Genomic DNA, 12,729 nt, shown 5'->3' with positions numbered 1-12,729 from the left:
CTGGTCGACCTAGACCGGCAGCCCCTTGGCCCGCAGCGCCGCGTCGAAGCGCTCGGGGTCCGAGGTGCCGGACGCGTTCTCCGCGCGGATCTTCGCTTCCTTGGCCAGATGGGCGCGGCAGCGTTCGAGCACCTGGGCAGCCTCGGCGGCCGGCACGGCAATCACGCCGTCCGCATCGCCGACGATCAGGTCACCCGGCAGCACGGCCAGCCCGGCGCAGGACACCGGCACGTTGATCTCGCCCGGACCATCCTTGCTGGGCCCCCGGTGGGTGTGGCCCCGGGCGAAGATCGGCATGCCGTCTTCGGCCCACTCGCACAAGTCCCGGACGGCACCGTCGATAACCAGCCCCCCGAGCTGCTTCGTGACGCACGTGGTGCGCATCAGGCCGCCGACCAGGGCCTGGGTGACATCGCCGCCGCCGTCGATGACCAGCACATCGCCGGGCTGCACCATCATCAGCGCCTTGTGGATCATCAGGTTGTCGCCGGGGCGCACGCGCACCGTCACCGCCGGGCCGCACAGCACAGTCTCCAGCCGGCGATGGTATTGGCGCAGGCCAAGCGTGCCGATGTTGCGGCTCATGGCGTCGCCGATGGCGGCGACGGGCATCTCGCGGAACGCAGCAACGATGCTGGCGGACGGGCCATCCGCACGGGGGTTGATGCGGTAGCCGGCAGGCCACTGCACGGGTGCTGGGGATTCGGACAGGCTCACGGGAGACTCCAGGAACAGGAAGGTAGAAAGGGGATCAGGCAAGGACCTGGGGATTGACGCACGCGGTACGGTCCATCGGGCTGCCATCCAGCCAGCCGAGCACGTTCTGTGCGGCGGCGCTCGCCATCGCGGCCAGTGCCGCCGGCGTCGATCCGCCGACATGCGGCGTCAGCACGACGTTCTTCAGCTCGGCCAGCGGGCTCCCGGCGGGCAAGGGTTCGACCGCCATGGTGTCGAGCCCGGCCGCAAACAGGCGGCCGTCCTGCAGCGCGGCCACCAGCGCGGTTTCATCCACCACTTCGCCGCGCGCCGTATTGATCAGGATGGCGCCCTTCGGCAGTTGGTCGAACGCGGCGTCGTCCAGCATGTTGCGCGTGTGGCGGTTAAGCGGGACGTGGAGGCTCAGCACGTGCGCCTGCGGCAGCAGGTCGGCCATCGACGGGAGCAACGCCACCCCATCGACGGGACTTTGACGGCCGGCCAGCGCTGGGTCGAAGGCCACCACCTGCATGCCCAGCGCCAGGCAGACCTTCGCCACGCGCTGGCCGACCTGGCCGAACCCGACCAGCCCGATGGTCTTGCCGAGCAGTTCCACGCCGTCCTGCGCGCGCGACCAGCGCCCGCTGTGCAGTTCGGCATCCATCCAGCCGATGCGCCGGGCCGCCGCGAACATCAGGCCCAGCGTCATCTCGGCGACCGACTGGGCGTTGGCGCCGGGCGTGACGTAGACCGGAATGCCGCGCGCGGTGGCCGCTTCCACATCGATATTGCTGACCCCCACGCCATGCTTCGAGATGACCTTGAGCGTGGGGCAGGCGGCGATGGCCTGCGCGGACAGCGTCACCGTGCGTGAGATGACGGCATCGACGGGCTCGGCGGCCATGATGCGCTCCACTTCCCCGGCATCGCCGGACGCGGACAGGTACAGCACGCGCGCGCCGGCGCGGGTCAGCAGGTCCACCCCGGCGGGGGCGAGCTTGGGAGCGGTGACGAGAATGGTGTGCATGGGTTTCAATCGAGCTTGATATTGGCTTCGCGGATCAACGCGCCCCACTTCTGGTGCTCGGCGCGSAGGTAGTCGCCAAACTGCTGGGGCGTACTGCCCATCGGCGTACTGCCCTCGGCGGCGAGCTTGTCCTGCACCTCCTGGGTCTTGAGCGCCTTGCGCACTTCCGCGTTGATGCGGTCCACCACGGCCGGCGGCGTGCCGGCCGGCGCCACGAGGCCGGTCCAGGTGATGGCGTCGAAGCCGGGGTAGCCGGACTCCGCCACGGTCGGCACGCCGGCCAGTTGCGGCACGTTGCGCAGGCGCTGGGCGGAACTCACGGCCAGCGCGCGGACCTTCTGGTTCGTCAGTTGGGGCATCGCGGCGGCGGTATTGGCGAAGTTGAACTCCACCTGATTGCCGAGCAGATCCATCATGGCCGGGCTGGCGCCCTTGTACGGCACGTTGAGCATGCGGAAGCCCGCCTGCCGCTCCAGCAGTTCGCCGGCAAGGTGGGACACGGTGCCATTGCCGGGCGTGCCCATCCGCAGCGCCTCGGGCTTGGCCTTGGCGGCGGCCACGACGTCCTTCAGGGTCTTGAAGGGCGAGCTGGCGTTGACGASCAGCACCACTGGCTGCGACGCCACCGTGGAGATCGGCGCGAAGTCTTTCAGGGGATCGAACGGCATCTTCGGGTACAGCGCCGGGTTGATCGCCAGATTCGCGGTCTGGCCGAGGCCGATCGTGTAGCCGTCCGCCGGCGCCTTGGCCACCGCGTCCATGCCGACATTGCCGCCCGCGCCGGGCCGGTTCTCGATCACCACGGTCCAGTGGGCCTGGGTGGCCATCTTCTCGGCGATCAGCCGCGCGACCGCATCCGTGCCGCCGCCGGGCGGAAACGGCACCACGAGCCGGATCGGCTTGGCGGGCCAGGTGTCGGCGGCGCTCGCGGCACCGCTGCAGAYAGCCAGCACGGCGGCGGCGGCCAGAAGGCGAAGGTTCAGCATCGTGTCTCCTTTCGTTATGGGCGCATTCTTGCCGTGCAGAAACATTCCGTCTATTTGATAATGTTCATGTTTTCATTCCYMSGAGTTATCGATGGACATCCAGCTCAGGGACCTGCGGTACTTCGAGGTCGTGGCCGAACTCGGTCACATCGGACAGGCAGCCGAAAAGCTGGGCCGCACCCAGCCGGCCCTGACCAAGGCGGTGCARCGCCTGGAGGCGGCGTTCGGCAGTGAACTGTTCGAGCGCAAGGGGCGCGGCATCCGGCTGACGCCCGTGGGCGAGGTCCTGCTGGCGCGGGCCCGCATGCTGCGGGGCGCGACGGACGAGGCGCTGCGGGAAGTCGGCGATTTTGCGAAGGGCAACGCCGGGCACGTGCGGATCGGCAGCGGCCCGATCGCCGCCGAGCATGTCTTGCCCGAGATTTGCAGCCTGCTGCTGGAGGAGGCGCCGGCAACCACCATCGACATCACGGTGGCGCCCAGCCTGGTACTACGCGAGCGCCTGAAGGAAGGCACGCTCGACCTGCTGATCGGATTGATGCCGGAGCATGACGACGCGCTCGTCAGTCATGCGATCGTCGAAGACGTGGTGGTGGTGGCCGCCAGCCGGACGCATCCGGTGTTCCAGCTACCGCGCGTGACGCTCAAATCCCTGCTGGCCTGGCGCTGGGTCTTGCCTGCCGCCTCGATTCCCAGCCGGCAATGGCTGGACGCGGCCTTCCAGTCGCACGACCTGCCCCGGCCCGCCACCCAGATCGACGCGAATTCCATCCCGCTGCTGCCCCGGCTGATCGCCAAGACCGAACTCCTGAGCTTCCTCTCCCGGCATACGCTGCACGAGCACAGGCACACCCTGCGCGAAGTGCCGCTGAAGGAAGCCACGCTGCGYCGCAGCCTGGGCGTGACGTACCGGCGGCAAGGCTACCTGTCGCCCGCYGCRCTACGGCTGATGGCGCTRCTGCAGGARCGCGGCGAGGCACTGTTCCGCGCCGCGCCGGGGGATGCGGCCAAGCCGTAAGCAAATTGTATCCATGACAATTATTTGATTGTCCTGATGCAGCGGATTACGATGCCTCATCCTCCCAGCCCGGCTCCGGGCGTCGGGTGGCATCGCAAGGACGCGCATCACCATGGAACTGAACACCACCACCATTCTCGTCACCTTCGCCGGGGTTTTCCTGATCTGCTTCATGAAGGGGGCCTTCGGGGGCGGCTTTGCCATCGTCGGCATTCCGCTGCTGTCGCTGGTGATGGACCCGGTGACGGCGGGCGGACTGCTCGCCCCGCTGTTTATCGCGATGGACCTGTTCGGCCTGCGCTACTGGAAGCCCTCCACGTGGTCGAAACCTGACCTCCGGCTGCTGGTACCGGGGCTGGTGGTCGGCATTGGGGTCGGCTACGGGCTGTTCCGGGTGCTGGATCACCGTGCGATCGCCATCGTGATGGCCGCCGTCACGCTGGCCTTCGTGGGCATGTGGTTCCTGCGTGGCGGCGATGTCGTGGTACAGCCGCGCTCCTCGCGCAAGGCCGTGGCCGCTGGCGTGACCTCGGGCATCACCACCATGGTCGCGCACTCCGGCGGGCCGCCGCTGGCGATGTACCTGTTGCCGCTCGGCCTGAGCAAGCAGGTCTATGCCGGCACGACCAGCATGTTCTTCACGGTCGGCAACATCATGAAGGCGGCGCCGTGGCTGTTCCTGGCCAGGCCGGTGGGCGCCGTCTGGACCTTGATGGCGATCTGCCTGCTGGCGATACCTTCCGGCGTCTGGCTCGGCTGGCGCCTGCATGCCCGGCTGGACCAGCGCCAGATGTACCGGGCCTGCTATGGGTTGCTGGTGGTGACCGCGATGAAGCTGCTGTGGGATGGCGCGTCCGGCTACCTGCTCTGACGCTCACCAGGACTGGTCGGCCACCACGCGCGCCACGGTTTCCAGCGCCTGCCTGAGCGTTGGCAGGCTGACGGAGCCGAGCGCGAGCCGGATGGCGTGGGGCACCTGCGCTGACGTGGCGAACGGATGGGCCGTCGATACGGCGATGCCCGCCTGCATCAGCGCCATCGCGATGGCATCCSCGCGCACYTCGGGGGGCAGCGGCAGCCAGACGAAGTACGACGCGGGATGGCTGACCCGCTCCAGTCCGCCGAGCACTTCCGTGGCCAGGCGCTGGCGCAGCGCGGCATCCCGGCGTTTGTCGGCTTCGAGCCGGGCCACGGTGCCGTCTTCGATCCAGCCGCAGGCGATGGCCGTCAGGGTGGCTGGCGTATTCCAGGTGGTGGCGCGGATGGCCCGTTCGAGCTGGGGCACCCATTCGCGCGGCGCACTGACGAAACCGATGCGCAGCCCGGTGGCGACACTCTTCGACAAACTCGACACATAGACGGTAGCTTCCGGCGCCAGCGCGGCCAGCGGCGCGGGGGCCCCTTCGACGAGGAACGCGTAGGCCGCATCCTCGATCAGCATCAGCCCATGCCGCCGGGCGATGGCGACCAGTTCGCGGCGTCGCGTGGCACTCATCACCCAGCCGAGCGGATTGTGCAGCGTCGGCATGGCGTACACGGCACGCACGCGCCGGCGGCGGCAGAGCGCCTCCAGGGCGTCGAGGTCGGGCCCGTGAGCGGTGACGGGAATCGGGACGAGTTCCAGCCGGCCAGTTTCGGCGGCGAGCTTGAAGCCCGGGTAGGTCAGGGCATCCACGGCCACCACGTCGCCGGGCTCCAGCAAGGCCATGGCGGTGAGCGTCAGCGCGTGTTGCGCGCCGCTCGTGAGCAAGACGGTTTCCGGGGTGGCCGGCACGCCGCGCCGGCCCAGATGGAGCGCCACGGTCGCGCGCTCGTGCTCGCGGCCGCCGTGGGGCTGGTAGCGCAGCAGCGCCTCAAGGTCGCCGGCGGCGGCCAGCTGGCGCAGCGCTGCCCGCAGCAGATCTGCCTGGCCCGGCAACGCCGGATTGTTGAAGCTCAGGTCGACCGTATCGGCGATCCAGGCAAGCAGATCCACGCCCTGCCCGCGCGGCAACGCCTCCTTGACGAAGGTGCCGCGACCGGCCTCCCCGCTTACCAGCCCCATCGATTGCAGTTCGGCGTAGACGCGCGTGGCCGTGACCAGCGCCAGCCCTTCACGCGCCGCGAGGTCGCGGTGCGTGGGCAGCCGCGTGCCGGGACGCAGCCGGCCCGCGCGGATATCGTCGGCAAGCCGGTCGACCAGTTGCTTGTAGCGGGGCTGGGGCATGACAGCGCGTGTCCATGACAATCATCGGAATGTCCCGATTATCCCCCCTGTGACTCACCGCCCGCCGGTGACATCGAGGAAGGTGCCGGTGCTGTAGGACGCGTCGGCGCTGGCCAGCCACAGGATCGCGCGGGCGACCTCTTCCGGCTGGCCGCCCCGGCCCATCGGGATCGAGTCCTTGACGCGATCCACCCGTCCCGGCTCGCCGCCGCTGGCGTGCATGTCGGTGTAGATGTGCCCGGGGCGGATGCAGTTGACGCGAATGCCCTCCCGCGCGACTTCCTTGGCGAAGCCGGTGGTGAAGGTCTCCAGGGCGCCCTTCGACGCCGCGTAGTCGACATATTCGTTCGGACTGCCGAGCCGGGCCGCGCCCGACGAGATATTGATGATCACGCCGCCCCGCCCGTTGTGACGATGGGACATGCGCCGGGCCGCCTGCTGGGCGCAGAGCATGGGGCCGATGGCGTTGACGGCGAAGATGCGCTGCATCCGCGCGAAATCGAGATCCTCCAGCCGGGACTGCCGCGCGAGGATGGCGGCGTTGTTCACCAGCACGTCGATCCGGCCGAACGTCCGGTCGATGGYGGCGAATAGCTGGGCAACCTGCTCGGGGTCCGCGCTGTCGGCGCGCACGGCCAAGGCCCGGCGGCCCAGCGCTTCCACATCGGCCACCACGGCCAGCGCGGCGGATTCGTTGGCGACGTAGCTGATCGCCACGTCGTAGCCYTGTGCGGCGGCCAGGCGCGCGGTGGCCGCGCCCACGCCACGGCTGCCCCCCGTAATCAGAATCAGCGGTGCCTGCGGRACGGTATTCATGTTTTGTGCATCCTCATGTGATGATTGATTAACTATTGTGGCAGGCTCAAACCCCCAGGCAMACCGCGCCGGCTGCGACGACGATGCAGGCGAGCCAGCGCGTGCCGCTGACCGACTCCCGCAGGAAGACCCGCCCAATCAGGACCGCGAACACCACGCTGGTCTCGCGCAACGCCGAGACCGCGCCCATCGCGCCTGATTGCAGCGCCCAGATCACGATGCCATAGGCGGCAATCGACACCAGCCCGCCGACCAGCGACGAACCGACCGCCAGCGGCTCGGACCGTACCGGCGCCCACAGCGGCGCCAGCCCCCGCACCGCGACGAACAGGATCGGCATCAGCCAGTAGAACAGGAACATCCACGCGGTGTAGCTGAGCGCCTGCCCGCCGGACAACCTGACGCCGATGCCGTCGATCACGGTGTAGAGCGCAATCATCGCCCCGGTGGTCAGCGCGGCCAAGGCACCCGCGCGGGACGCGCGGTGCCCCTGCAGCGCGATCACGATGATGCCGCCCGAGACCATGGCGATGCCGAGCGCGCGCAAGGGGCCGATCGCCTCGTCGGCGAAGAGCGCCGCGCCAAGCGTGACCAGCAGCGGCGAGGAGCCCCGCGCGATGGGGTAGGCCAGCGCCAGGTCGTTGCGGCGATAGGACCGCACCAGACTCACGTTGTAGACGATATGCACGAGCCCCGACGCGACGATGTACGGCCAGGCGGCGCTGGCCGGCAAGGGGTTGCGCAGGACGACGAGCGTGGCGACGGCCGCGATGGCGATGCTCATCCACGTCATCGACAGGAACCGGTCGCGGTTGCCGTGCAGCATGGCGTTCCAGCTCGCGTGGAGCACGGCGGCGAGGAGCACGATACCGCCGGTATAGCTGAGCATTGGGGTGGGAGGGGAGCAGGAAATGCCCAAGAATATCTATCTTGAAGCGGCACGACAAACCAGATAAATTGCCACATCGCGTTAGAAAATCTATTGCCATGAAACGGGTATTGCCGCCGCTCAATGCCTTGCGGGCCTTCGAGGCCGCGGGCCGGCTGGGCAGCTTCAAGGAAGCCGCCGCCGCGCTGCACGTCACGCATGGGGCGGTGAGCCAGCAGGTGCGCCTGCTCGAGGAGTGGCTCGGCGCCGCGCTGTTCGAGCGGCATAACCGCCGCGTGACGCTGACGCCGGCGGCGAAAGCCTATCTGGCGGAAATCGGCCCCTTGTTCGAACAGCTTGCGCAGGCTACCGCGCGCTACGGGGTGCCCGGGCCGGTCTCCCGGACCCTGTCCGTCAACGCGCCCGCGACCTTCACCCTGCGCTGGCTGGTGCCGAGACTGGCCAAATTCCGCGCCGAGCATCCCGATGTGGAGATCAAGGTGGAGACCTCGAACGGGCCACTGGAAAGCCTGAAGGACGACCACGACCTGATCATCCGAGGGGGTCCGGACACGTTCTACGGCTACGCGATGCGGCCWTTCCTGACCGAGGAGCGGCTGCCGGTTTGTAGCCCGGCGCTGTTGCAGCGCCAGCCGCTCGGGGTGCCGGGCGACTTGCGCCACCACACCCTGCTGCATACCTCGAGCCTGCCGCGCCTTTGGCCGGACTGGCTGGCGAGCGCGCAGATCCCCGGGCTGAGCCCGGCCGCCACGTTGACCTTCGATCACTTCTTCCTGACCCTGCAGGCAGCCATCGACGGCATCGGCATCGCCATGGGGCCGACGTCGCTGGTCTCCGACGACCTCGCCGCCGGGCGGCTGGTCGCCCCATTCGCCGGCCCGCGCCTGCCGTCGCGCAGCTATTGCGCCTACGTGCCGGACGAGAAACGGGGCGATGAACTGGTCGGGCTGTTCCAGTCATGGCTGGAACGGGAGGGGATGTGATTCTGCGGCGATGTGCTACGGACCCATACGGATCTGGTATACCATCGCCCGCTAGTCCCCGCCTTCCCAAGACCCCGGCATGAAGTTCAAGGAAATCAGTGCGTTCCAGGCCGTGATGCGCTCYGGTTCGATGACCGCGGCGGCCACCGAGCTGTACACGTCGCAACCGAACGTGAGCCGGCTGATCGCGCAACTCGAATCGTCCACCGGACTGACGCTGTTCACGCGCAACGCCGGCCGCCTGATTCCCACCGAGGAGGGCCTGGCGTTCCTGCGGGAGGTGGAACGCGCCTTCGTGGGCCTCGACACGCTGAAGGACGCCGCCCGCAACATCCGCCAGTTCGGCAAGGGCCGGCTGCGCATCGCCGCAGTGCCCTCGCTGGCCATGACCGTGCTCCCGCTGGTGCTCCAGCGGTTCCATGCCGACTATCCCGGCGTCAACGTCGCCATGGAAACGGGCAGCACGCAGTTGGTGGCCGACAGCGTCGGCAGCCGCTACTGCGACCTCGGGCTGGTGTCGTTCCTGCCCCCCGCCGCCGTCACCGATGCCCAGCCCGTGGCCGAACTCGCGGGCTGTTGCGTGCTGCCGCCCGGCCATCGTCTGGCCAGTCTGGACGTCATCACGCCTGCCGACCTGGCCGGCGAGTCCTTTATCTCGATGAGTCACGGCGATGGCCTGCGCGCCGCCGTGGACGCCGCGTTCGCCGACGACGACCGGCGTGTGATGCACTTCGAAACCCCCTACGGCGCCACCATCTGCAAGATGGTCGGACTCGGGCTGGGCGTGGGCATCGTGAACCCGCTGGTAGCCCGCATGCACGCCGCCGAGGTGGTGGTCCGGCCATTCCGGCCGCGTATACCGTTCGTCAGCTACCTCCTGCTGGCCCGGAACCGGCCTGCCAACGTGCTGGCGGACCGCTTTATCGAGCGGCTGATGGAACTCATCGCTGCCGAAATGGCATCCCTGCCCCCRGGGCTATCAGGTTTTCGTATAGACGCCTGACAGACTCGTATTTGCGCGCGCGGCGCGCGCTCCGCATACTCGCTCGGACTGACACACCGCTGCCCATTGGGCTTTTTTGGGCTTCTTCGGCTGGTGGTTTCATGAAGCTTGCGAGTACCTGACATGATTTCTAGCAGGGCCCAAGGCCCGCAATCCCCCCACGGAAGGTGCTGCAGATGACCGCAGCCTCCACCTCCCGACTCCCCGTGTTCGACGTCGCCGTGATTGGCGGCGGGCTGGTCGGCTCGGCCGTGGCCTACGGCCTGCGCAGCAGCGTGGGCACAATCGCCGTGCTCGACGAAGGCGATATCGCCCTGCGCGCCTCGCGCGGCAATTTCGGCCTGGTCTGGCTGCAGAGCAAGGGCTACGGCATGGGCGCCTACAGCCGCTGGACGCTGAACTCCACGCGGCTGTGGCCGAAACTGGCCGCCGGCCTGCTGCAGGAAACCGGCATCGACGTGGCCCTGGAGCAGAAAGGCGGCCTGACGCCGCTGATGGGCGACTACGAGGTCGAGGCGCGGCTGGCGTGGGTCAACACGCTGATGGCGCAGCCCGGTGTGGAGCCCTATGAATGGAAGCTGCTGGATCACCATCAGGCCGCTTCGCTCGTGCCCGGACTGGGCCCCGATGTCACCGGGGCGATCTGGACGCCGCACGATGGCATCGTCAATCCGCTCAAGCTGCTGCGCGCGTTCCATACCGCGTTCAGCACCAGCGGAGTCAATTACCTGCCGCACCACGGCGTCACGGACATCGTGCAGCAGCCCGGTGGCGACTTCGTGCTGACCACGCCGAACGGCACCGTGCGGGCGCGCAAGATCGTGCTGGCCGGCGGCCTGCGCAACGGCGACCTGGGCCGCATGGTGGGCATCGACCTGCCGATGGCCCCGCAGCGCGGCCAGATCCTGGTGCTCGAACGCACGCGCCGCCTGCTGGACACGCCCATGGTCACGCTGCGCCAGAACGACGAGGGTAGCTGGTTGGTCGGCGACTCCCAGGAAGAGGCGGGCTACGCCGAACAGGTCACCACGCTGCCGGTGCTGGCCACGCTGGCCGACCGTGCCGTGCGCACCCTGCCCGCCCTGCGCGACGTGCGCGCGGTGCGCGCCTGGTCCGCCCTGCGCGTGCGCGCCAAGGACGGCTTCCCGGTCTACGAACAATCGGCGACGCATCCGGGCGCGTTCATCGTCACCTGCCATAGCGGCGTGACGCTGGCCGCCACGCACGCCATGAACCTCGCCCCCATGATCGCCGCAGGCGAGCTGCCACCCGAGCTGGCCACTTTTTCGACCCGGAGATTCCATGTTCAGACGCATTGACGCGGCCGTCCTGCAAGCGACGGATCGCAAAGTACGGGTCACCGTGGATGGCACCGCGCTGGAATGCCGGGAAGGCGACAGCGTGGCGGCGGCCCTGTTCGCCGCCGGCGTGCTGGCCTGCCGCGACACGGCCGTGTCCGGCGCCGCACGCGGCCCCTATTGCATGATGGGCATCTGCTACGACTGCCTGGTCCGCATCGACGGCCGGCCCAACCAGCAGGCCTGCATGGCGCGCGTGCACGATGGCATGACCGTGGAACGCCAGCACGGCGCACGCGAGGTGGCGGCATGAGCCTCGACATCGACATCGCAACCTGCGACCTGCTCGTGGTCGGCGCCGGCCCTGCCGGGCTGGCCGCGGCCACCGAGGCTGCCGCGCTGGGCCTGTCGACGGTGCTGRTCGACGAACAGCCGGCACCCGGCGGACAGATCTATCGCGCCATCAGCAGCACGCCGGTACAGAATCGCGCGATCCTGGGCGAAGACTACTGGCACGGCCAGAGCCTGCTGGAGCCGTTTGCCAACAGCGGTGCGCGCCATCTGTCGGCGGCAACTGTCTGGTCGATCAATGCGCGCGAGCCGCAGCCGGGTACGGAGGGCGATGGCCAACCCGCCGGCTTCGAGGTCGCCTATTCRGTGGCCCGGCCCGGTCAGGATCCGCAGGCCGCGCTGCTGCACTGCCGCCATCTCATCCTGGCCACCGGCGCGCAGGAGCGGCCCTTCCCGATTCCGGGCTGGACCTTGCCGGGCGTGATCACGGCCGGTGCCGCGCAGATCCTGCTGAAGACCTCGGGCGTGGTGCCCGAAGGGCGCACGGTGCTGGCGGGCGGCGGCCCCCTGCTCTACCTGCTCGCCTATCAATACCTGAATGCCGGCGTGAAGCTCGAGGCGATTCTCGAGACGACCGATAGCGGCCAATGGCGCAAGGCGCTGCCGCACGCCTGGGGTTTCCTTCGCTCGCCCTATCTGGCCAAGGGGCTGAAGCTGCTGCGCGCGGTCCGCAAGGCCGTGCCGATCGTGAGCGGCGTCACGGCGCTCGAGGCCATCGCCGGCGCCGGCGGTCAGGTCGCCGAACTGCGCTATCAGGCGGCGGGCCAGCGCCACAGCATGGCGATCGACCAGCTGCTGCTGCATCAGGGGGTAGTGCCGAATACCAACCTGTCGCGCGCCATTGGCGCCGAGCATGTCTGGAACGAGCGCCAGGACTGCTGGGAGCCGCAGGTGGATGCATGGGGCGCAACGTCGATGCCGCACGTGAGCATTGCCGGGGATGGCGCGGGCATCGCGGGCGCCGTGGCCGCCGAGCATCGGGGCCGCATCGCCGCCGTGCATGCCGCTGCCGCGCTGGGTCGCATCGACATCGCCACGCGCGACGGCAAGGCGGCACCGCATCACGCCGCGCTGGCACGCGCCACGCGAGGCCGCGAATTCTTCGAGGTGCTCTATCGYCCGCTGCCGCAGTTCCGCCGCCCCGTGGGCGACACCATCGTCTGCCGCTGCGAGGAAGCCACCGCCGAACAGGTGCGCCACGCGGCACGCATCGGCTGTCAGGGTCCGAACCAGTTGAAGGCGTTCCTGCGCTGCGGCATGGGGCCRTGCCAGGGACGACTCTGCGGGCTGACCGTGACCGAACTGATCGCCGACGAACAACAGCGCCATCCGCGTGATGTGGGCTATTACCGGCTGCGGTTTCCCACCAAGCCGGTGACGCTCGGCGAGATCGCCTCGCTGCCGCAGACCCAGGCGTCGCGGGACGCCGTGGTCCGCTTCAAGAAGTAAAGCGCAG

General features: G+C 68.9%; 13 protein-coding genes. 7 read left to right on the top strand and 6 right to left on the bottom strand.

The window, feature by feature from the left end; translation table 11 throughout:
• Positions 1 to 9 precede the first annotated feature (9 nt).
• Genes AB4Z27_RS11095 through AB4Z27_RS11085 form a run of 3 tightly spaced genes read right to left on the bottom strand, consistent with a single transcriptional unit; the run spans position 10 to position 2,709 of the window.
• On the bottom strand, positions 10 to 711 hold the full coding sequence (locus AB4Z27_RS11095; protein WP_255370865.1) for an RraA family protein: 702 nt from the start codon (positions 709 to 711) through the stop codon (positions 10 to 12).
• A 40-nt stretch (positions 712 to 751) separates the two neighbouring features.
• The gene (locus AB4Z27_RS11090) at positions 752 to 1,723 is read right to left on the bottom strand and encodes a hydroxyacid dehydrogenase (protein ID WP_092295723.1); all 972 of its coding nucleotides are present in this window, start codon (positions 1,721 to 1,723) and stop codon (positions 752 to 754) included.
• A 5-nt stretch (positions 1,724 to 1,728) separates the two neighbouring features.
• Positions 1,729 to 2,709, bottom strand: a complete 981-nt coding sequence (locus AB4Z27_RS11085; protein ID WP_441644471.1) for a Bug family tripartite tricarboxylate transporter substrate binding protein — start codon at positions 2,707 to 2,709, stop codon at positions 1,729 to 1,731.
• 91 nt (positions 2,710 to 2,800) lie between these two features.
• Between AB4Z27_RS11085 and AB4Z27_RS11080 the strand changes: the two genes are divergently transcribed.
• Positions 2,801 to 3,727, top strand: a complete 927-nt coding sequence (locus AB4Z27_RS11080; protein ID WP_092295730.1) for a LysR family transcriptional regulator — start codon at positions 2,801 to 2,803, stop codon at positions 3,725 to 3,727.
• A 112-nt stretch (positions 3,728 to 3,839) separates the two neighbouring features.
• Complete coding sequence (locus AB4Z27_RS11075; RefSeq protein ID WP_441592618.1) at positions 3,840 to 4,598, top strand: sulfite exporter TauE/SafE family protein; 759 nt, start codon at positions 3,840 to 3,842, stop codon at positions 4,596 to 4,598.
• A 3-nt stretch (positions 4,599 to 4,601) separates the two neighbouring features.
• Here the strand turns inward: AB4Z27_RS11075 and AB4Z27_RS11070 are convergent, their stop codons facing one another.
• From AB4Z27_RS11070 to AB4Z27_RS11060, 3 genes are read right to left on the bottom strand one after another with little or no spacing between them, the layout of a single operon-like run.
• Positions 4,602 to 5,933 (bottom strand): aminotransferase-like domain-containing protein, encoded by a 1,332-nt coding sequence (locus AB4Z27_RS11070; protein WP_441644470.1) that lies wholly within the window; start codon positions 5,931 to 5,933, stop codon positions 4,602 to 4,604.
• A 54-nt stretch (positions 5,934 to 5,987) separates the two neighbouring features.
• Positions 5,988 to 6,749, bottom strand: a complete 762-nt coding sequence (locus AB4Z27_RS11065; RefSeq protein WP_441644469.1) for an SDR family oxidoreductase — start codon at positions 6,747 to 6,749, stop codon at positions 5,988 to 5,990.
• Positions 6,750 to 6,795: 46 nt separating this feature from the next.
• Positions 6,796 to 7,638: an EamA family transporter gene (locus AB4Z27_RS11060; protein ID WP_441644468.1), complete on the bottom strand. Its 843-nt coding sequence runs from the start codon at positions 7,636 to 7,638 to the stop codon at positions 6,796 to 6,798.
• A 98-nt stretch (positions 7,639 to 7,736) separates the two neighbouring features.
• Here AB4Z27_RS11060 and gcvA point away from each other — a divergent pair, with 98 nt between their 5' ends.
• The 5 genes from gcvA to AB4Z27_RS11035 all read left to right on the top strand — a co-directional run bounded on the left by gcvA (position 7,737) and on the right by AB4Z27_RS11035 (position 12,722).
• Positions 7,737 to 8,621, top strand: coding sequence for a transcriptional regulator GcvA (gene gcvA / locus AB4Z27_RS11055; protein WP_441592621.1), 885 nt, complete (start codon positions 7,737 to 7,739; stop codon positions 8,619 to 8,621).
• Between the two features lie 79 nt (positions 8,622 to 8,700).
• Positions 8,701 to 9,624: a LysR substrate-binding domain-containing protein gene (locus AB4Z27_RS11050; RefSeq protein WP_092295745.1), complete on the top strand. Its 924-nt coding sequence runs from the start codon at positions 8,701 to 8,703 to the stop codon at positions 9,622 to 9,624.
• A 176-nt stretch (positions 9,625 to 9,800) separates the two neighbouring features.
• On the top strand, positions 9,801 to 10,943 hold the full coding sequence (locus AB4Z27_RS11045; RefSeq protein ID WP_092295748.1) for an NAD(P)/FAD-dependent oxidoreductase: 1,143 nt from the start codon (positions 9,801 to 9,803) through the stop codon (positions 10,941 to 10,943).
• The gene (locus tag AB4Z27_RS11040; protein ID WP_218158036.1) at positions 10,927 to 11,235 is read left to right on the top strand and encodes a (2Fe-2S)-binding protein; all 309 of its coding nucleotides are present in this window, start codon (positions 10,927 to 10,929) and stop codon (positions 11,233 to 11,235) included. Before AB4Z27_RS11045 ends, AB4Z27_RS11040 begins: the two co-directional genes overlap by 17 nt.
• Positions 11,232 to 12,722 (top strand): FAD-dependent oxidoreductase, encoded by a 1,491-nt coding sequence (locus AB4Z27_RS11035; protein ID WP_441644467.1) that lies wholly within the window; start codon positions 11,232 to 11,234, stop codon positions 12,720 to 12,722. Before AB4Z27_RS11040 ends, AB4Z27_RS11035 begins: the two co-directional genes overlap by 4 nt.
• The last annotated feature ends 7 nt before the right edge of the window (positions 12,723 to 12,729 follow it).

The organism is Cupriavidus sp. KB_39, from assembly GCF_052114485.1.
Classification (GTDB): Bacteria; Pseudomonadota; Gammaproteobacteria; order Burkholderiales; family Burkholderiaceae; genus Cupriavidus.
This window is presented reverse-complemented; position numbering and strand designations above follow the sequence as displayed.

Bases quoted from the DNA above. Each gene is read 5' to 3' on its own strand.
- AB4Z27_RS11075 (WP_441592618.1), top strand. From the start codon at position 3,840: ATGGAACTGAACACCACCACCATTCTCGTCACCTTCGCCGGGGTTTTC.
- AB4Z27_RS11090 (WP_092295723.1), bottom strand. From the start codon at position 1,723: ATGCACACCATTCTCGTCACCGCTCCCAAGCTCGCCCCCGCCGGGGTG.
- AB4Z27_RS11045 (WP_092295748.1), top strand. From the start codon at position 9,801: ATGACCGCAGCCTCCACCTCCCGACTCCCCGTGTTCGACGTCGCCGTG.
- AB4Z27_RS11040 (WP_218158036.1), top strand. From the start codon at position 10,927: ATGTTCAGACGCATTGACGCGGCCGTCCTGCAAGCGACGGATCGCAAA.